Source organism: Xanthomonas euvesicatoria pv. euvesicatoria, from assembly GCF_020880415.1.
GTDB classification, from domain to species: domain Bacteria; phylum Pseudomonadota; class Gammaproteobacteria; order Xanthomonadales; family Xanthomonadaceae; genus Xanthomonas; species Xanthomonas euvesicatoria.
The window spans coordinates 129,764-147,549 of record NZ_JAJIUJ010000120.1; the positions used below are offsets into that span (position 1 = coordinate 129,764).

At 65.6% G+C, this 17,786-nt stretch carries 18 protein-coding genes; 2 read left to right on the forward strand and 16 right to left on the reverse strand.

Annotated features, from left to right (window positions below):
• Positions 1–53 precede the first annotated feature (53 nt).
• From hisIE to hisS, 10 genes are all read right to left on the reverse strand, one after another.
• Positions 54–674 (reverse strand): bifunctional phosphoribosyl-AMP cyclohydrolase/phosphoribosyl-ATP diphosphatase HisIE, encoded by a 621-nt coding sequence (gene hisIE, locus LN450_RS22795; protein ID WP_011347190.1) that lies wholly within the window; start codon positions 672–674, stop codon positions 54–56.
• Positions 664–1,440 (reverse strand): imidazole glycerol phosphate synthase subunit HisF, encoded by a 777-nt coding sequence (gene hisF, locus LN450_RS22800; protein WP_008571446.1) that lies wholly within the window; start codon positions 1,438–1,440, stop codon positions 664–666. Before hisF ends, hisIE begins: the two co-directional genes overlap by 11 nt.
• On the reverse strand, positions 1,434–2,168 hold the full coding sequence (hisA, locus tag LN450_RS22805) for a 1-(5-phosphoribosyl)-5-[(5-phosphoribosylamino)methylideneamino]imidazole-4-carboxamide isomerase (RefSeq protein WP_011347189.1): 735 nt from the start codon (positions 2,166–2,168) through the stop codon (positions 1,434–1,436). Before hisA ends, hisF begins: the two co-directional genes overlap by 7 nt.
• Positions 2,165–2,767, reverse strand: coding sequence for an imidazole glycerol phosphate synthase subunit HisH (hisH, locus tag LN450_RS22810; protein ID WP_011347188.1), 603 nt, complete (start codon positions 2,765–2,767; stop codon positions 2,165–2,167). The genes hisA and hisH overlap by 4 nt, the downstream gene beginning before the upstream one ends.
• Positions 2,764–3,891: a bifunctional histidinol-phosphatase/imidazoleglycerol-phosphate dehydratase HisB gene (gene hisB, locus LN450_RS22815; protein WP_011347187.1), complete on the reverse strand. Its 1,128-nt coding sequence runs from the start codon at positions 3,889–3,891 to the stop codon at positions 2,764–2,766. The genes hisH and hisB overlap by 4 nt, the downstream gene beginning before the upstream one ends.
• Positions 3,888–4,979, reverse strand: a complete 1,092-nt coding sequence (gene hisC, locus LN450_RS22820; RefSeq protein WP_011347186.1) for a histidinol-phosphate transaminase — start codon at positions 4,977–4,979, stop codon at positions 3,888–3,890. The genes hisB and hisC overlap by 4 nt, the downstream gene beginning before the upstream one ends.
• On the reverse strand, positions 4,976–6,271 hold the full coding sequence (gene hisD / locus LN450_RS22825; protein WP_011347185.1) for a histidinol dehydrogenase: 1,296 nt from the start codon (positions 6,269–6,271) through the stop codon (positions 4,976–4,978). Before hisD ends, hisC begins: the two co-directional genes overlap by 4 nt.
• Complete coding sequence (hisG, locus tag LN450_RS22830; RefSeq protein WP_011347184.1) at positions 6,268–7,182, reverse strand: ATP phosphoribosyltransferase; 915 nt, start codon at positions 7,180–7,182, stop codon at positions 6,268–6,270. The genes hisD and hisG overlap by 4 nt, the downstream gene beginning before the upstream one ends.
• Before the next feature lie 9 nt (positions 7,183–7,191).
• Entirely contained in the window at positions 7,192–7,518 is a 327-nt protein-coding gene (locus LN450_RS22835) for a YerC/YecD family TrpR-related protein (RefSeq protein ID WP_011347183.1), read from the reverse strand.
• A 213-nt stretch (positions 7,519–7,731) separates the two neighbouring features.
• A complete protein-coding gene (gene hisS, locus LN450_RS22840) occupies positions 7,732–9,180 on the reverse strand; it encodes a histidine--tRNA ligase (RefSeq protein ID WP_011347182.1) in 1,449 nt (482 codons plus the stop codon).
• Positions 9,181–9,383: 203 nt separating this feature from the next.
• Here hisS and LN450_RS22845 point away from each other — a divergent pair, with 203 nt between their 5' ends.
• Positions 9,384–10,049, forward strand: coding sequence for a Crp/Fnr family transcriptional regulator (locus LN450_RS22845; RefSeq protein WP_170808594.1), 666 nt, complete (start codon positions 9,384–9,386; stop codon positions 10,047–10,049).
• An 85-nt stretch (positions 10,050–10,134) separates the two neighbouring features.
• Here LN450_RS22845 and LN450_RS22850 read toward each other — a convergent pair whose 3' ends face one another.
• Positions 10,135–10,878, reverse strand: coding sequence for a murein L,D-transpeptidase catalytic domain family protein (locus tag LN450_RS22850; protein ID WP_011347180.1), 744 nt, complete (start codon positions 10,876–10,878; stop codon positions 10,135–10,137).
• Positions 10,879–10,979: 101 nt separating this feature from the next.
• Positions 10,980–12,290 carry a threonine synthase gene (thrC, locus tag LN450_RS22855; RefSeq protein ID WP_170808595.1) on the reverse strand — a complete coding sequence of 437 codons (1,311 nt, stop codon included), beginning with the start codon at positions 12,288–12,290 and terminating at the stop codon, positions 10,980–10,982.
• Positions 12,291–12,445: 155 nt separating this feature from the next.
• Between thrC and LN450_RS22860 the strand changes: the two genes are divergently transcribed.
• Positions 12,446–12,760: an EthD family reductase gene (locus tag LN450_RS22860; protein WP_039419324.1), complete on the forward strand. Its 315-nt coding sequence runs from the start codon at positions 12,446–12,448 to the stop codon at positions 12,758–12,760.
• A 74-nt stretch (positions 12,761–12,834) separates the two neighbouring features.
• On the opposite strand, the gene LN450_RS22865 is transcribed toward LN450_RS22860, so the two are convergent.
• The 4 genes from LN450_RS22865 to LN450_RS22880 form a co-directional block, all read right to left on the reverse strand.
• Entirely contained in the window at positions 12,835–13,848 is a 1,014-nt protein-coding gene (locus tag LN450_RS22865; RefSeq protein WP_011347177.1) for a homoserine kinase, read from the reverse strand.
• Positions 13,845–16,352, reverse strand: a complete 2,508-nt coding sequence (gene thrA / locus LN450_RS22870) for a bifunctional aspartate kinase/homoserine dehydrogenase I (protein ID WP_011347176.1) — start codon at positions 16,350–16,352, stop codon at positions 13,845–13,847. The genes LN450_RS22865 and thrA overlap by 4 nt, the downstream gene beginning before the upstream one ends.
• A gap of 589 nt (positions 16,353–16,941) precedes the next feature.
• Positions 16,942–17,442 carry a TspO/MBR family protein gene (locus LN450_RS22875; protein WP_011347175.1) on the reverse strand — a complete coding sequence of 167 codons (501 nt, stop codon included), beginning with the start codon at positions 17,440–17,442 and terminating at the stop codon, positions 16,942–16,944.
• A gap of 28 nt (positions 17,443–17,470) precedes the next feature.
• Positions 17,471–17,755 carry a hypothetical protein gene (locus tag LN450_RS22880; protein ID WP_109298355.1) on the reverse strand — a complete coding sequence of 95 codons (285 nt, stop codon included), beginning with the start codon at positions 17,753–17,755 and terminating at the stop codon, positions 17,471–17,473.
• Between the last annotated feature and the right edge of the window lie 31 nt (positions 17,756–17,786).

Consider the following 17,786-nt stretch of genomic DNA (forward strand, 5'->3'; position numbering starts at 1 on the left):
GGGGCGTTACCAAGGACGCCAATCGCGCCCGGGCGCGCTGCTACGCGGCTACGTTATTGATGCCGCGACTCCAGTAACGCCACCGCATCGCCAAGGCCCAGCCCACGTGCGCGCAGCAGCACGATCAGGTGGTAGAGCAGATCGGCCGATTCGCCGAGCAACGCGTCATCGTCCTGCACCACGCCGGCCAGCGCGGTTTCCACGCCCTCCTCGCCCACCTTCTGCGCGATGCGGCGGATGCCTTGTTCGAACAGCTTGGTGGTGTAGCTACCGTGCGGCCGCTCGCGCTCGCGCTCGGCCACCAGGGCATCCAGGCTACCCAGGAACTGCCCGGGCGCAGACGGGAAACAGCTGGTGCGGCCCAGGTGACAGGTCGGACCATGCGGGCGCGCCTGCACCAGCAATGTGTCGGCGTCGCAGTCGGTCTGGATCGACACCACGCGCAACACGTTTCCCGAACTCTCACCCTTGGTCCACAAGCGCTGCTTGCTGCGGCTGAAGAACGTGACGTCACCGCGCTGCCGGGTGACGGCCAACGCTTCGACATTCATGTAGCCCAGCATCAGCACGCGCAGGGTGTCGGCGTCCTGCACGATCACCGGCAACAGGCCATCGCCCTTGCTCCAATCCAGCGTTGCGAGCGCGTCGCCCGTCGCCACTTCGTTACTGCCCATCGCGTACCTCGATCTGTTGCGCGCGCAAGAATCGCTTGAGTTCCGGGATCGGAATCGCGCCGCTGTGAAACACGCTGGCGGCCAGTGCGCCATCCACATCGGCCTGGTCGAAGACGTCGGCAAAGTGCTGCATCTCGCCTGCACCGCCGGAAGCGATCAGAGGCACCCGGCACAACGCACGCACCTGGCGCAGTTGGGCGATATCGTACCCGCGGCGCACGCCGTCGTTATCCATGCAATTGAGCACGATCTCGCCCGCGCCGAGTCGCTGCGCTTCGGCCACCCAGTCCAGCGTACGCATCGGCAACGCCTGGGTCTTGCTCGGATCACCGGTGTAGCGACGCACGCGCCATTGACCATCTTCCTCACGAATCGAATCGATGCCGACCACGACACATTGCACGCCAAAGGCATCGGCCAGTTCGGAAATCAATTGCGGGCGGCCTAACGCGGGCGAGTTGATGGAAATCTTGTCGGCGCCGGCATGCAATACCGCTCGGGCCGTTTCCACATCGCCGATACCTCCGGCCACGCAGAACGGAATATCGATCAGCCGTGCCACCCGCTCGACCCAGGTGTAGTCGACCGAACGCCCTTCCGGGCTGGCACCGATGTCGTAGAACACCAGTTCGTCGGCGCCCTGCGCACGGTAGCGCAAGGCCAGCTCGACAATGTCGCCCATGTCGATGTGGTCGCGGAACTTGACGCCCTTGACCACGCGGCCATCGCGCACGTCCAGGCACGGAATGATGCGACGGCTCAGCATGCCAGTGCCTCTTCGAGATGCAGGTGCCCTTCGAGCAGCGCCTTGCCGAGCACGATGCCGGCACAGCCTGCGGCCTTAGCCGCGGCGACATCGGCAAGATTGCGCGCGCCACCGGAGACCTGCACCTGCAACTGCGGCGTCAGCGCGCGTAGATGCGCATACAGCGCCATGTTGGGGCCGGACAGCATGCCGTCGCGCGCGATGTCGGTGCACAGCAGATGCTGCAGCCCGGACTGCGCGTAGCGCACGGCCAATTGATCCAGCGTAGCGTCTGCAGTTTCGGTCCAGCCGTGCACCGGCAACTGCCAGATGCCATTGGCATCCTGGCGCGTGTCCAGTGCAATCGTCAGGCGGTCGGCACCGAATTCCTGCAGCCAGCCAACCACCATCTCGCTGTTGCGCACTGCCAACGAGCCGATGACCACGCGTGCGGCGCCGGCATCGAGAATGCGCGCCACATCCTCGCGCGAGCGCACACCGCCGCCGGTCTGCACGCGCAAGCCGGTGGCACGCGCGATCTCGCCGAGCGTGCCGGCCAAGGTGTAACCGCCCGCCTTGGCCGCATCCAGATCGACCAGATGCATCCACTGCGCACCGGCATCGGCGAACGCCTGCGCACGCGGCAGCACGTCGTCGCCGTACTGCGTCTCGCGCGCGTAATCGCCTTGCAGCAGGCGCACCACGCGGCCGTTGCGGATATCCAGCGCCGGGTAAACGGTGAAACTCATGGGAAGCTCATCTCAAGAAAATTGCGCAGGATGCGTGCACCGGTGTCGGCCGAACGCTCAGGGTGAAATTGCGCGCCGCAGCGCAGCCCGTTCTGCACGACGGCAGTGAACAACCCGCCGTGATCGCAGGCGGCCACGGTGTCGGCGGTCACCGGCGCAGCGTAACCATGCACGAAATACGCACTTGCGCGCTCGGGCAGACCGGCCAGCAACGCGGATTCGCGCATCGGCACCAGCTGGTTCCAGCCCATGTGCGGCACACGGATACCGAGTGCCGGCGTCATATGCCGTACGATGCCCGGCAGCAGGCCCAGGCACTCGACATCGCCTTCTTCGGAATGTTCGAACAGCAGTTGCATCCCCAGGCAGATACCGATCAACGGCACCTGCAGCGCGCGCAACGGCTCGACCAATCCCTGCGTGCGCAGACGCGACATCGCTTCTGGCGCAGCACCGACGCCGGGCAGGATCACGCGCTGTGCGCCGTGCAGACCTGCCGCATCGCGCACCACGCGTGCGTCCACGCCCAAGCGCTCCAATGCATAGCGCACCGAGCCCAGGTTGGCGCCACCGGCATCGATCAACGCAACATCGGTCATAGCGCACCCTTGGTGGTCGGCAACGCGGTGCCTTCGCGGCGGATCGCCTGGCGTAATGCACGCGCCAGGGCCTTGAAGCAGGCTTCCACCTTGTGGTGATCGTTCTCACCGCGCACGGTCAGATGCAGATTCAAGCCGGACGCATCGCAGATCGAGCGGAAAAAATGCGGCACCAGCTCGGTCGGCATGTCGCCGACGCGCTCGCGCTTGAACTCGCCGTCGAAGACGAAATACGGCCGGCCGCTGAAATCCAGCGCCGCGCTTGCGATGGTTTCATCCATCGGCAACGTGAAGCCATGCTGGGCCTTGTCGCCGGCGACGCGCCAGGGGCTGCTTTCCGGATCGAAGCCATAGCGGCCGATGCCACGCTTGTTGCCCAGCGCTTCACGCAGCGCCTGACCCAGCGCAAGGCCGGTGTCTTCGATGGTGTGGTGCTCATCGATATGCAGATCGCCTTCGGCCCGGATCTCCAGCGCAAAGCCGCCGTGCTTGCCGATTTGTTCCAGCATGTGGTCGAAGAACGGCAGACCGGTGGCGGTCTTCGGTTCGGCCACGCGATCCAGATCCAGTTCGACGCGAATCCTGGTTTCCTTGGTGTTGCGCTGAACCACCGCGCGACGCGGTGCGTCGGCCAGTTCATGGGCGATGCCGGGCCAGTCCCACTCGCCGCCGAACTCGTCGGTGCGCAGCTGAAACCCGCGAATGTTGAGGTTGTGCGCGAACTGGATGTCGGTGATGCGGTCGCCCACCATCGCCGAGCGTGCCCAATCGATGCTGCGGTCCTGCAGATACGGCACCATCAGGCCGATACCGGGCTTGCGCGTGGGCGCATTGTCGGCAGGCCAGCTGCAATCGATCAGCACGTCGCGGAATTCGATGCCCTGGCTGGCGAAGATCTGCAGCATCAGGTTGTTCGGGCCTTCGAAGGACGCGCGTGGGTAGCTCTCGCTGCCTAGCCCATCCTGGTTGCTGACAATGACGAACTGATAGCCGGCATCGCGCAGCTTGAGCATCGCCGGAATCACGTGATCGACAAAGCGCAGTTTCTCGTACGCGTCGATCTGGTAGTCGGCCGGCTCGGTGATCAGCGTGCCGTCGCGGTCGACAAAAAGAATCGGGGTCATGCGACGGCCTCCTGCGTGCGTTGCAGCGCGCTCAGCACGCGTTGGTTCTGTTCGTGCGTGCCCAGCGTGATGCGCAGCGCGTCGGCCAGGCGCGGCACTGCGCGTTGATCGCGCACCACCACACCGGCATCGAGCAACGCCTGGAACGCCGCCTCGGCATCATCGAAACGCACCAACAAGAAGTTGCCTTGCGAGGGATAGACCTGCCGCACACCGGCCAGCTGCGCGAGCGCCTCGTGCACGCGCTCGCGCTCACTGCGCACCTCGGCGATACGCCGGCGGGTCACCTCCAGCGCCGGCGCAGACAAGGCCTGCTCGGCCATGGCTGCACAGGGTGTGGGCACCGGGTACGGCGCTTGGCAGCGGCGCAGCAGGGCAATCAACTCGGCATTGGCGATCAGTGTGCCGATACGCGCCGCCGCCAGCGCATGCGCCTTGGAAAGCGTACGCAACACCGCGAGATTGTCGTAACGCCCGAGCAGACCGACCGCCGAAGGCACATCGGAAAATTCGCCGTAGGCCTCGTCCACCACCACCAGCGCCTTGCCTTGCAAGGCCTGCAGCGCTTGTTCGATCTGGTCTAGCGCAATGGCCGAACCAGCGGGATTGGATGGCGAACACAAAAACACCAGCTTGGCGTTCGAGGCCAATGCCCTCGCCACTATTGCAGGGATATCTGCACGGAAACCATCTGGCCCATCGACCAGCGGCACGTCCACCAACGGTGCGTTCTGCAACCGCGCGCACACCGCGTACATGCCGAATACCGGCGGCGTCACCAGCACTGCATCGCGCCCTGGCACGCACAGGCCGCGTACCAGCAGATCGATCGCCTCGTCGCTGCCGCGGCCGATCAACAGCTGCTCCGGCGCGCAACCGTACAGCGCCGCAAGCGCGCTGCGCAGGCCCTTGGGTTGCGGGTCGGGATAGCGCCGCGTGCTGGCGTCGGGATCGGCGGGATTCGCCCACGCGGACTCGTTGGCGTTGAGCCACACATCGCCCTGCAACGCACTGGTGCGCGCCGACGAATAGCCCGCAAATGCACGCAGATCTTCGCGTACCAGATCCAGAATCGACGACGCGCTCATGCCGCCACTCCCATGCGCAGCGCCACCGCGTTGGCATGCGCATCCAGCCCCTCAGCGCGGGCAAGGATCAATGCGCATTGACCGATGCCGTCGATGCCGGCCTTGCTGGCTGCCTGCACGCTGACCATATTCTGGAAGCTGGCCACACTCACCCCGCTGTAGGCGCGCGCCGCACCGCTGGTCGGCAGCACATGATTGGTGCCGCTGCAGTAGTCGCCAAGCGCTTCGGGCGTGTAATCGCCAAGAAACACCGAACCGGCCGCTTCGACTTGCGCCAGCCACGCGCGCGGTTCGCGCAGCGCAAGAATCAGGTGCTCCGGCGCATAGCGATTACTGATCGCAAACGCCTCATCCAGCGCCTGCACCTTGATCATCCGCGATTGCGCCAGCGCCTGGCGCGCGATGTCGGCACGCGACAGTTGCGCAAGCTGAACTTCCAGCTGTACTTGCACCGCATCGATCAACCCGTCGCTGTCGGACAGCAACAGCACCTGCGAATCGGGCCCGTGTTCGGCCTGCGACAACAGATCAGCAGCCACGAAGGCCGGCTGCGCGCCCGCATCGGCGATCACCAAGACCTCCGAGGGGCCGGCCGGCATGTCGATCGCCGCCGCTCCGGACTGGGCCACCTGCTGCTTGGCTTCGGTGACATAGCTATTGCCCGGGCCGAACAGCTTGTCGCAACTGGGTACCGACTCGGTGCCATACGCCATCGCCGCGATCGCCTGCGCGCCACCGAGCTTGAACACGCGGCGCACGCCGGTGAGTTGCGCGGCCACCAGCACCGCCGGGTCCACGCTGCCGTCCTTGCGCGGCGGCGTGCACAACACCACCTCGCGGCATCCGGCCAGACGCGCCGGCACACCCAGCATCAAGGCGGTTGATGGCAACGGCGCGCTGCCTGCCGGCACGTACAGACCCACACGTCCGATCGGCCGCACGATCTTTTCGCACACCACGCCGGGCGCGGTTTCCACCGCATAGCCCTCGCTCATGCCGGCGCGGTGGAAGGCGTCGATGCGTGCGACCGCATCTTGCATGGCCTGGCGCAGCTCCGGCGCCACGGCCGCTTCGGCGGCAGCGAAGTCGGCTTCGCTCACGGCGAAGCTCTCCAGCGATACGCCATCGAAACGCGCGGTGATCTCGCGCAAGGCGGCATCGCCGCGTGCACGCACATCGGCAATCAATGCAGCCACTGCGTCGCGCGTCTGCGTGGCCACGGTCTGTACCGGGCGAGTCAGTGCATCGGTTCGCGCGGCACCGTCGAGTTGGGACCAATCGAGAATCTTCATGCCAGCGAGCGCTCCACCGTCAACACCATCAAGCCTTGCGCACCTGCGCGTTCGAGTTCTTCCAGGCGCTGCCAGGTCACCGCGCCATGGCACATGGTCTGCAAGCGCAGCGCGCCGTTGCCATCGTCGGGCAACTGCACCAGCGGGTCGGCGTCAGGCAGCAGGCGGCGCAGCGCATCGACATTGGTCTGCTCGGCGCGGAACATCAGCAGCTTGCTGTCGCGCAATTTGAGTACGCCGTCCATGCGCCGCAGCAGCATTGCCAGCAGGCCGGCACGCGCATCGGCCGGCTCGCGCACCGCGCCGGCCAGCACTGCTTCGCTTTCCATCACCAGTTCGACCGGCTTGAGCTGGTTGGCGGCCAGGGTGGCGCCGCTGGAGACCAGATCGCAGATCAGATCGGCAGTGCCCAGGCGCGGTGCGATTTCCACCGAACCGGACAACTCCACCACCGTCGCGTCGATGCCCTGCCGCTCCAGCCAATCGGCCAGGATCGCCGGGTAGCTGGTGGCGATACGCTTGCCCGCCAGTTGCCCCACGCCGTGCCAGTCCCATTCTTCCGGCACGGCGAGCATCAGGCGGCACTGGCCGAAGCCGACCCCACGCACGGCGTGATAGGCAGCCGGCAAGCCGTTGCGGCGACGCTCGGCGGCCTGCTCTTCCAGTTCGTTCTGGCCGACGATGCCCAGATCGCAGACGCCATCGGCGATCAGGCCGGGGATGTCGTCGTCGCGCACCAGCAGCAGGTCCACCGGCAACGATTCGCCGTAGCAGAACAGCTTGTCGCGGCTCTGCCGCCAGCTCAGCCCGCAGGCGGCCAGCAGGCTGCGCGCCGGCTCGGCCAGGCGGCCGCTCTTCTGGATGGCGATACGCAGCCGGTCACGTGCCGGCGCTGCCGTGGAAGCACTCATCTCGTTCTCTCAATGGGAGGCGTCAGGGCGCGAAGACTGCTCGCGCAAGGCCGCGGCATAGCCGCCGGCACCGTGGTCCAGGGTGCGCGCAACGCGCCCGATGGTGGTGACGCTGACCTGGGTCAGCTCATGGATTTCGCGATACGGCACGCCCTTGACCAGCAGCGGCACCACCCGCCAGCGGTCGGCCATGGCTTCCAGCTCGGCAGGCGTGCAGAGGTCACGCAGAAACGATTCGACCGCCTCGGGCGCGCGCAGGCATGCCAGCGCATCGGCCAGCATCGTCAGAGATGCGGCAACATCGGTGTTCTCGCGGGGGGCAGGTCGTTGTTTCATTGCGTTAATGTAATAGCGTGTTAGTACATTAACGCAAGCCCTGCCTCGGGACAAGTCGACCGCATTGAAGCATTCATGGAGAAACTGCTCGCCCACCTGCCTGTTACGAAAACGCCCACTGACATCTGATGTCAGTGGGCGCGTTCTGCGCTACGGCACATGGGTCGCGGGCGAAATGGTCACCAAGCCTGTGACGTCTTCAAACTGACGATATCAGTCGCCCTGGACGCCGCCAGCCACCAGCATTGCCCTGGCCTGTTCCAGTTCCACCTGCAAGGTGCTGGCCAGCTCATCGCGGGCGACGTCGAACTGCTGCTCTCGCACCAGGTCTTTCACCGCCACCACGCCGCGTGCCAGTTCGTCGTCGCCGGCCAGCACCACGAAGCGGATGCCGGCACGAGCCGCATACTGGAACTGCTTGCCGACCTTCTTTGGCTCCATCTGCACCTCGGTGTTGATGCCACCGATGCGCAGCCGGCGCGCGATATCCAGCGCGTCGTCCAGGCGAGTCTCGTCCATCAGCGCCACCATCGCCTGCACGCTGCTTTCGGCGATGCCCTGGATCAGGCCGGCCTCGCGCAGCTGCCAGAACAGGCGGGTCAAGCCGATCGAAATGCCCACGCCCGGCAGCTTGGACTTGGTGTAGTGGCTGGCCAGGCTCTCGTAACGGCCGCCCGAACAGATCGAGCCGATCTGCGGGTGGTCGGTCAGCGTGGTTTCGTAGACGGTGCCGGTGTAATAGTCCAGCCCGCGCGCGATGGAGAAATTCAGGCAGTACGCGCTCTCGGGCACGCCTAGCGCCTTGACCAGCTCAAGCACTTCGCGCAAATCGTCCGCGCCAGCATGCAAATCTTCGTTGCCACCGCTGCGCGACTGCACCTCGTTGACTACCCAATCGATCTTGTCCAGCGCATCGGCATGGGAAACCGAACGAATTTTGGCGAAATCCAAGATGCGCCGCACGGCGTCCTCGGCTAGGCCAAAGTCCGGCCCCATCAAGGTGGCCCGTACATCCTCGGCGCTGCGCTTGTCGAGCTTATCGACCTCGCGCAGCACCAGGGCCTGTTGCTCGGCATCGACCACACCCTGCGCGTGGAAGAATCCACGCAGCAGCTTGCGGTTGTTCAACTGCACCTTGAAGTCGCCGATGCCCAGCTCGGCGAACACGGCATGGATCACCGCCAGCACTTCGGCGTCGTAACGGATGCTCAGCGCATCCTTGCCGATGACGTCGATATCGCACTGGTAGAACTCACGGAAGCGCCCGCGTTGCGCACGTTCGCCGCGATACACGCGCTGCATCTGGTAGCGCCGGAACGGGAAGCTCAGCTCGTGCTCATGCTCGGCGACGTAGCGCGCCAGCGGCACGGTCAGGTCGAAGCGCAGCGCGAGCTCGGGCAGGCCACCGTTCTCGCCGCCCGCATCGGCTGCCGCAGCAGCATTGGCCAGCGCGCCGGTGGACTGCACGAAATACACCTGGCGCTCGGTTTCGCCGCCGGATTTGGTCAGCAGCACATCCGACAGCTCGAACACCGGGGTCTCGACCGGCAGGAACCCGAACCGCTCGTAGTTGCGGCGGATGACGTCCAGCATGCGCTGGAACGCGATCTGCTCGCGCGGCAGCAATTCCATGATGCCGGGCGGCGTACGGGGCTTGATCACGAGCGAAACTCCTGCAGGACAATGTGGCGAACGCACAATTCTACCGGCTGGGCGGCCGCGCTGACCGCATGGCGTATCATTCAATGCGTCCCAGCAGTGCATGGCCCATGTACCGGCAGCTTTCCGACCCCAGCGCGACCTGCCCGGCGCCCAGCACGGCATCCGCCAGTGGCACGCCCAACTCAGATTGCGCCCTTTGCGCCGTGCGCGGCCGGGCCATTTGTGCGGCGCTGTCGGCGCAGGAGATGGACGCGCTGGACCAGGTTACCCACGCGGCGGCCTACGCGCCCGGCAGCACCCTGGTGCGTGCGGGCGAGCCCCGGCACAACGTCTATACCGTGACCTCCGGTGCGTTGCGCATGGTGCGCACGCTGGCCGACGGGCGCCGCCAGATCACCGGCTTCGTGCTGCCAGGCGACTACGTCGGGCTCACCGAAACCGCGCAGCACCGCCACGATATCGAAGCCATCGTCGACAGCCGGGTGTGCCGCACGCCGATGGCGCAAATGCGCCAGCTACGCGAGCGCTACCCGCAGCTGGAACGCAAGCTGCTGCAACGTGCCAGCATGGAGCTGGCTGCAGCGCAGGACACCGGCCTGCTGCTGGCACGCCTGCAACCGAGCGAACGGCTGGCGCATTTCCTGCTGCGGCTGGCCGCTCGCTCCACCCAGCCCGGCGCCAGCGGCGACACCGTGGCGCTGCCGATGAGCCGCGGCGATATTGCCGACCATCTGGGGCTGACCGTGGAAACGGTGAGCCGCACCTTCACCAAACTGCGGCAGCAGCAGTTGATCGTGCTACCGCAACTGCAGCTGGTGCAGATCCTGGATTACGCCGCACTACGCCGCCTGGCCGGCGATACGGTGTAAGGGTTGGCGGCTGATTGATGGATTTCATTGATGCGGCGATGCGTGCTTGTCGACGCAGTCGGTCGGGTCGGTGACGCGCGATCACTCAGCGCCCGGCCACTGCACGCGCTGCCGCACCGCCACATCCACTGCTCAGCAGCCGCGACTGGCGCAGCCAGGCCCGGTCCGGGTAGTAGGCGAACACGAACGCACCGTCGCGCAAGGTATCGATCAACTGCTTGGCCACCGCTGGCCGCACCGCCGGGCAGCCCAGGCTGCGGCCGAGCCGGCCCTGGCTGCGGATGACGGCTTCGCTGACATAGGGCGCGCCATGGATCACGATGGCGCGATCGCGTGCGTGGTCGTTGAACCCCGGCTCCAGACCCTTGAGCCGCAACGAGTAACCGTTGTGCCCGGTGTACGACTCCTGCGCGGTGAACGCGCCCAGGCTGGACTGGAAGCTGCCATCGTCATTGGAGAACTTCGCCGCCAGGTTCTCGCCGGTATTGCGCCCGTGCGCGACCCATTCGCGAAACAACAGGCGCTGCTTGTCCAGATCGAACACCCAGAGCCGGCGCTCGGTCGAGGGGCGGCTGTAGTCGATGACGCTGAGCACCCGTTCGGCACCCACCTGCTGGCGCTGGCGGGCGCATTGCAGCGCCTCGGTGGCCAGGGCCAGCACCTGACGGTCCAGCGACGGCGCCTGGCGCGCCAGCGCCTCGACCAGACCCACACGCGGGGCGCCCAGGGGCGCGACCGGTGATCCAGCCAAGGCATCGGCCGCACTGGCCGCACCAGCCGCTGCCCACCCGCACAAGAAGCCGGCAACGGCGATCATTCGATAAGACATGCAACAACCCACAGCGGACGCGGCGCCACGACGGGGCCGCACCCGGCTAGAAATAGCCGCATGCGGGCCACTTTCCAACCCCGGTGTCTGAACGCGTTGGGTCAGGCGGCATCGGCAAGCAAGCGCTGCCGAAGGGCTGCGTAGTCCGGCGCCAGTGCTTCGGCATGCGCCGGGCGCTGCAGCAGCGCGGCCAGCGCCGGCGGAACCTCCACCGCGCGGCCGATCAATGGCTCCACCACCCCCTCGAACTTGGCCGGATGCGCGGTGGCCGCTACCGCCCAGTCGCCAGTGCCGCCCTCCGCGCCTTCGGCACGCAATTGTTCGAGCACATGCACCGCGGTGGCGGTATGCGGGCAATGCACCTCGCCGTAGCGGGCGAAGCGCTGCTGCACGGTGTTGCGAATCGCCGCATCGTCCACCGACAAGGCCCGGAATTCCTCGCGCAAGGCGGCATCGTCGCCGTTATAGAGCCAACGCAGCCGCTCGAAATTGCTCGGCGCGCCCACGTCCATCGCATTGGCCAGCGTGGCCACGCTGGGCTGCGGTGCGTAGGCATCTCCCGCGAAATAGTCCGGCAACACGTGATTGGCGTTGGACGCCAGCGCGATGCGGCCCAATGGCACCCCTAGCGCGCGCGCGATGATCGCCGCCAGCGCGTTGCCCAGGTTACCGGTAGGCACGACCAGGTTGAGCGCGCTGCCCGAGGCTGCATGGTGTTCCAGCGCGGCATGTGCGTAGTAACTCATCTGCGGCAGCAACCGGCCCAGACTGATGCTGTTGGCCGAACTCAGCGGCACCTGCGCCTGCAATGCGGCATCGTTCAAGGCCTGCTTGACCATTGCCTGGCAGTCGTCGAACGAGCCGGCCACGCGCAGGGCCTGGATGTTGTCGCCGAAACACCCCAATTGATGCGCCTGCCGCGGCGACACGCGGCCGTCCGGATACAGCACTACCACGCGCAGGCCTGGCTGGCGATGGAACGCGGCGGCCACGGCGGCGCCAGTGTCGCCGGAGGTGGCGACCAGGATGGTGAGCGGGCGATCTTCGGCACGGCGCAGGCGGGTCAGGCAGGCGGCCAGGAAGCGCGCACCGAAATCCTTGAACGCGGCGGTGGGCCCATGGAACAGCTCCAGCGCGTAATCGCCCGGCGTACCCAGCGCCACCAACGGCGCCGGGAAATCGAAGGCTTCAGCGCAGATGGCGGGCAGCTCGGCGGCCAGCGCATCACCTTCGAAAAACGGCTGCAGCAGCACGGTGGCGGTGTCGGCCAGGCCGGCGCCCGCAACCAGCGTACGCGCAGGCGGCAGGGTCTGCGGCACGTAGAGGCCGCCATCGGGCGCCAGCCCGGCGGCAATGGCCTGGCTCAGGTTTGCGGCGGGGGCACCGCCACGGGTGGAGATAAACATCAGCATGACTCCAGATAAAGCGAAGGCTGGGCGGTACCCATGACAAGCGGTGCCGCGTGTGACGGAGCCGGACGTCGGGCTGCGCCGGCATCTGGCCGAAGGGGTGCGCACGGTCGATGGCGCGGGGCTATGCTGCGCGCACCCTTCCGTGGAGTCGGCAGATGATCAAGGTCAGTGTGATGTACCCGTACCGCGACGGCGCTCGCTTCGATCACGCCTACTACCGCGACCAGCACATGCCGCTGGTGAGCGCGCGCATGGGGCCGGCCTGTTTGAAATATACGGTGGACAAAGGCATCAGCGGCGGCGAGGCCGGCAGCCCGCCGGCGTTCATCGGGATGTGCCACATCTTTTGCGCGTCGCAGGAAGCCTTCAATGCCAGCTTCGGCCCGCATGCGGGCGAGATCCTGGGCGACATCGCCAACTACACCGACCTGACCCCGGTGATGCAGATCAGCGAAGTCGTCGTCGACTAAACAGCGCCTGGCGAGCTGCAGGCCAGACCTGCTGCCTGCTGCCTGCGGCGCGTTTTCATTGCATGCGTCCCGATTCATCCGAGTAACCGCGCCGCAGGACTTGCGATTGGCGAGACCCAGGCCTGGCTATCGAACCCTGCAGCCGCAAACCCGGCCTGCACTGCGGTTGCCGCAGCCTCTGCAGCGGCACGCGATTCAAACCAGGCAAACACACTTGGCCCGGCGCCGGAAATGCTGGCGCCGAGGGCGTTGTGGTCCAGCGCTGCCTGTTTGGCGTCTGCGAAGCCGGCGATCAATGGGGCGCGACGCGGTTCGATCAGGACATCACGCAGGCCTGCGCGTACCAGGTCTGGATCGCCGGCATGGCAACCGGCCAACACCAACGCCAGATTGGTGCTCTGCGCGACGAACTCGCGCAATTGATAATTGCCCGCCAAGGCTTCGCGCGCGCGCCGCGTTTCCAGCACTGCATCCGGATGCACCAGCAGGCTATGCCAAGCGGGTGGCACCGCGATTGGCACCAGGCGTTCCAGCGTGCACAACACCAAACCACCTACAAACAGCGGCCCCAGATTGTCGCCGTGGCGGCTGCCGCTGGCTACCGCTTCGCCATCGAGCGCGTATTGGTAGAGCTGGTGGTGATCCAATGGCGAGGCCAGTAGCGCGTTTGCCGCAACCAGGGCCGCGACGCATGACGCGGCAGACCCGCCCATGCCCGAGCTCAGCGCGATGCCTTTGTCGATCTCGACTTCGAACCCATAAGGCAGCTGCAAGGCGGCACGTAGCGAAATGAGTGCAGCGCCTGCAGTGTTGCGCTCGGCATCCAGGGGCAGCGCCACCGTCGTGCCGCGAATCGCAGCTATGCGCACCACCGGCGCTTCGATACGGCGCACGGTCACGGTGTCGCCGATGCCATCGATCGGATAGCCGAGCAGATCGAATCCCACCGCGACATTGGCAACCGATGCTGGTGCGAAGGCGCGCGCTTCGTGCAGGCCGTGTTTGTCCAAAGATGCGCGATCGCAGCGATGCGCCTGCGCCACCGCTGCCTGGCTCACGCCGGCATGGCTGACAACAGTCTGCGTCATAGTCGCGCGCCCTCGCCTGCCGCCACGCGCAGCAGATCGGCGAACACGCCTGCCGCGGTCACTTCCGGCCCCGCGCCCGGGCCTTGCACCACCAGCGGGTTCTCGCAGTAGCGACGCGTGGTGAACTGCACCACATTGTCGGTGAGGCGCAGATTGGCGAAGGCGTGATCGGCGGGCAATTCCACCAGGCCCACGCTGGGCGCGCGGTCCGGCGGCAGCTGCGCCACATAGCGCAGCACGTTGCCGCGCGCACGCGCATCGCGCAGGCGCTGCGCGAACACCGCATCCACTTCGGAGAGCCGCGCCATGAAATCGTCCACGCTGGCCTGACGCAGCCCTTCCGGCACCAGGCTTTCAACCTGCACGTCTTCCAGGCTGATGGAGCGCCCTGCTTCGCGCGCCAGGATCACCAACTTGCGCGCCACGTCCACGCCGGACAGATCGTCGCGCGGATCCGGTTCGGTGTAGCCCATGCCACGCGCCTGCGTCACCAGTTCGGCGAACGGCACGCTGCCGTCGTATTTATTGAACAACCACGCCAATGTGCCGGAGAAGATGCCTTCGATGGAGGTGACTGCATCGCCGGTATCGACCAGGTCGCGCAGCGTGGTGATCACCGGCAACCCGGCGCCCACGGTGGCTTCATAACGGAAGCGCGCCCCACTGGCATCGGCCGCGGTGCGGATCGCCTCATAACGCGCCAGCGGGCCGGAACCGGCCTGCTTGTTCGGCGTGACCACATGGATGCCGGCGGCCAGCCAGCCCGCATAACGGTCGGCCACTTCGGCGCTGCCGCTGCAATCGATGATCACCGCATGCGGCAGATGCGCAGACAGCAGATGCGTGGTGAAGCGTTCCAGATCGGTGGGCGTGGCGGCAGATGCAAACGCATCGCGCCAGTCGCCGACCAGCCCGCGTTCGTCCAGCAGCATGCGACCGCGTGAGACCACCGCACGCAGGCGCAGATCCAGATTGGCCTTGCCCAGCAACTGTGGCTGCGCAGTGCGCAGTTGATCCAACAGCGCCGCGCCCACATTGCCCGGCCCGATCACGCCCACAGAGAACGTCTGCGGCGACAACCAGAAACCTGCATGCGCCGCGCGCAAGGCCTTGGTGGCGTGCGCCGCATCGATGGCCACCGAGATGTTGCGTTCGGACGAGCCCTGCGCAATCGCCAGGATATTGACTTGCGCGCGGCCCAACGACTCGAACAGCCGTGCCGCCACACCCGGCTGGCCGGCCATACCATCGCCCACCGCTGCCAGCACGCTGATGCCGGTGGTCAGCTGCACGCGCTGCACCTGGCCGACCGTGAGTTCATGCGCGAACGCCTGCAGCAATGCGTTGCGTGCGCGTTCGGACTCGTGCTGCTTGACCACGCAGCAGATCGAATGTTCAGAGGAACCTTGCGAGATCATCACCACCGACACCTGCGCGGTGCGCAGCGCTGCAAACACGCGTTCGGCCGTGCCCGGCACCCCGATCAGACCGGTGCCTTCCAGATTCAGCACCGCCAGATCCGGGCTCAACGTCAGCCCCTTGATCGGCCCGCTCACCGCACTGCTGGCAGTGATGCGCGTGCCGGGATGCTCGGGCTGGAAGGTGTTGCGGATGATGATCGGCAGGCCGCGTTCGATCGCCGGCGACATCGTTTGCGGATGCACTACCTTCGCGCCGAAGTACGCCAGCTCGCAGGCCTCGTCGTAGCTCAGCGTTTCCAGTTGCACCGCTTCAGGCACGACGCGCGGGTCGGCCGACAGCACGCCGTCCACGTCGGTCCAGATATGCAGTTCGTCGGCATCGAACAACGCGGCAAAGATGGCACCCGAATAATCGCTGCCGTTGCGGCCCAGCGTGGTGATGCGGTCGGCGCGGTCGCGCGCCACGAATCCGGTGACCACCACGCGCGTTTGCGGATGCGCCTGCCGCCAGGTTGCCAGACGTTGCGCACTCGCCTCCCAGTCCACATCCACACCCAGTTCGCCGCGATTGACCACCAGCACGTCGCGCGCGTCCAGCACCGCGCAGTCCTCGCCGATCGCGCGGAAGTGATCGCCCAGCAGCTGCGCCGAATACACCTCGCCCAGGCCCTGCACGCGGTCGAGCACTTCGCGCGGCAATTCGCCGATGACCGCAAGCGCGCCGAGGATCTGCGACAGATGTTCGAAGCGCTCGTCCAGCCACTCCACCGTTGGCCCGGAATGCTCGCCGAGCAACGCCACTGCCGCACCGCGATGGCGTGCACGTGTTTCGTGCCACCGCTCGCGCCATTCGGGGCGATTCTTCGCCGCAAGTTCGGCCAGTTCGATCAAGGCATCGGTGACGCCCTTCATTGCCGAGACCACGGTGACCTGCACCGTCTCGTCGCGTGCAAGCAGCAGCTGCGCCACATGCCGATAGCGCTCGGCATCAGCCACCGAGGTGCCGCCGAATTTGTGCACGACAGTGCGCGCAGAGGACGCAAGAACAGCAGCGGGTTCGAACGAAACAGCGGGCGATGACATCGACAGACCTCGTTGGGGGAGGCCCCGTCCGCATCGGATGAGAGAGGGAAGCCCCCGCATCCTGATCCGGGTGCGGGGCCGTTGTTTTCGGAAGTTACGCGAAGACGACGGACCGCACCGGGCGAATGGTGGCGGTAGTAATGATGGTGGTAATGCCGGCCACGCCCGCACCTGCCAGCAGTAGCGGCTGGCAGAGAAGCGAAGCGGTGGCGGAGGCGTTACCCATGCATGCAAAAGACATCACCGGGCCGAGGCCTGTCAAGCATTGCGTGAATGGGCAGGCGCATGCGTTGGGCGTACGGAACAGAAATCCTTTTTGCTCAGGGATTTAAGCACTGTGCGTGCAAGCAATTGATTGCTATGGAAACTTTTGGACCGGCCTTGCAGAGCCATGCTGCGCAGCTTTCTAACCTTCATTGATCGAGTCGTGTGCTCGGCCGACGCGATAGGCTGACTGGATCGCCAGCGTTCGATGCATCACATCGCTGCAGGCAGCAGGTCGCTTCAAGCAATAGACAACTTCGCATCAAGCAACAGATCGTCGCTATCGCGACCCCGAGTCGGTGCGGGCCAAGGTCAGCAGCGCAGATCAGCCAAGCACCTGAGGGTTGAGTTGCCAGACCGAAAAATTGAGCGCCGCCGCAAAGCTCACCCACGCCAGATACGGCACCAACAACCACCCCGCCAAAGCGTGCCTCTTCGCAAACGCCCCAATGGTGCCCACCAGCACGAGCCACAGCGCCACGATGTCCGCGAATGCCCACGCCCCCAGATGCCACGCAAAGAACAACCAACTCCAAAGCCCGTTGAGCGCCAGCTGCACGACGAACAGTGTCAGCGCCATGCGCGCACCAGCCCATCTCCCACGGCGCCACACCAACCACACCGACACCGCCATCATTCCGTACAGCACCATCCACACCGGCCCGAACAGCCAGCCCGGCGGTGCCCACGCCGGCCGCTGCAGCTGCGCATAAAAGCTGGCGGCCTGGATCGATGCAGTTGCGCCCAGCGCGGCTGCGGCATAGCAAAGCACCAACCAGCCGAGAAGGCCGAACCATTGCGATTTTTTGAAACGATCTTGGGTCATGACTGCTGTAGCCTCGCATCAGCGTTGGTCAGCGTCGCGCCATCAGGTCGGCAAATCTTCTTAACTCACCATCAACGAGATCTCGCTGTTCCGGAGAAAGCAGCACACTGATTTCTTGGGTTCCAGAAACGCAATCGACAAGATCAATTCCTACCCAGCCTGAGGACCAAAATTCAACCGCCCCCATTTTGTTAAAACTTTCAACCTCCACTCTCTGAAGATCTCCGAAATCACCATTCTTGAATTCACTGTAGATAAATTCGCAACCGTTCATAAAAGATAAGAAGTTCTCTTTAAACCGATCTGTGTTCATTGCCAATTTCCATCGACGCCAACAACCTTAA

Coding starts and splice junctions, on each gene's coding strand:
- hisIE (WP_011347190.1), bottom strand. CDS start 674: ATGGGCAGTAACGAAGTGGCGACGGGCGACGCGCTCGCAACGCTGGAT.
- hisF (WP_008571446.1), bottom strand. CDS start 1,440: ATGCTGAGCCGTCGCATCATTCCGTGCCTGGACGTGCGCGATGGCCGC.
- hisA (WP_011347189.1), bottom strand. CDS start 2,168: ATGAGTTTCACCGTTTACCCGGCGCTGGATATCCGCAACGGCCGCGTG.
- hisH (WP_011347188.1), bottom strand. CDS start 2,767: ATGACCGATGTTGCGTTGATCGATGCCGGTGGCGCCAACCTGGGCTCG.
- hisB (WP_011347187.1), bottom strand. CDS start 3,891: ATGACCCCGATTCTTTTTGTCGACCGCGACGGCACGCTGATCACCGAG.
- hisC (WP_011347186.1), bottom strand. CDS start 4,979: ATGAGCGCGTCGTCGATTCTGGATCTGGTACGCGAAGATCTGCGTGCA.
- hisD (WP_011347185.1), bottom strand. CDS start 6,271: ATGAAGATTCTCGATTGGTCCCAACTCGACGGTGCCGCGCGAACCGAT.
- hisG (WP_011347184.1), bottom strand. CDS start 7,182: ATGAGTGCTTCCACGGCAGCGCCGGCACGTGACCGGCTGCGTATCGCC.
- LN450_RS22835 (WP_011347183.1), bottom strand. CDS start 7,518: ATGAAACAACGACCTGCCCCCCGCGAGAACACCGATGTTGCCGCATCT.
- LN450_RS22850 (WP_011347180.1), bottom strand. CDS start 10,878: ATGTCTTATCGAATGATCGCCGTTGCCGGCTTCTTGTGCGGGTGGGCA.
- thrC (WP_170808595.1), bottom strand. CDS start 12,290: ATGCTGATGTTTATCTCCACCCGTGGCGGTGCCCCCGCCGCAAACCTG.
- LN450_RS22860 (WP_039419324.1), top strand. CDS start 12,446: ATGATCAAGGTCAGTGTGATGTACCCGTACCGCGACGGCGCTCGCTTC.
- LN450_RS22865 (WP_011347177.1), bottom strand. CDS start 13,848: ATGACGCAGACTGTTGTCAGCCATGCCGGCGTGAGCCAGGCAGCGGTG.
- thrA (WP_011347176.1), bottom strand. CDS start 16,352: ATGTCATCGCCCGCTGTTTCGTTCGAACCCGCTGCTGTTCTTGCGTCC.
- LN450_RS22875 (WP_011347175.1), bottom strand. CDS start 17,442: ATGACCCAAGATCGTTTCAAAAAATCGCAATGGTTCGGCCTTCTCGGC.
- LN450_RS22880 (WP_109298355.1), bottom strand. CDS start 17,755: ATGAACACAGATCGGTTTAAAGAGAACTTCTTATCTTTTATGAACGGT.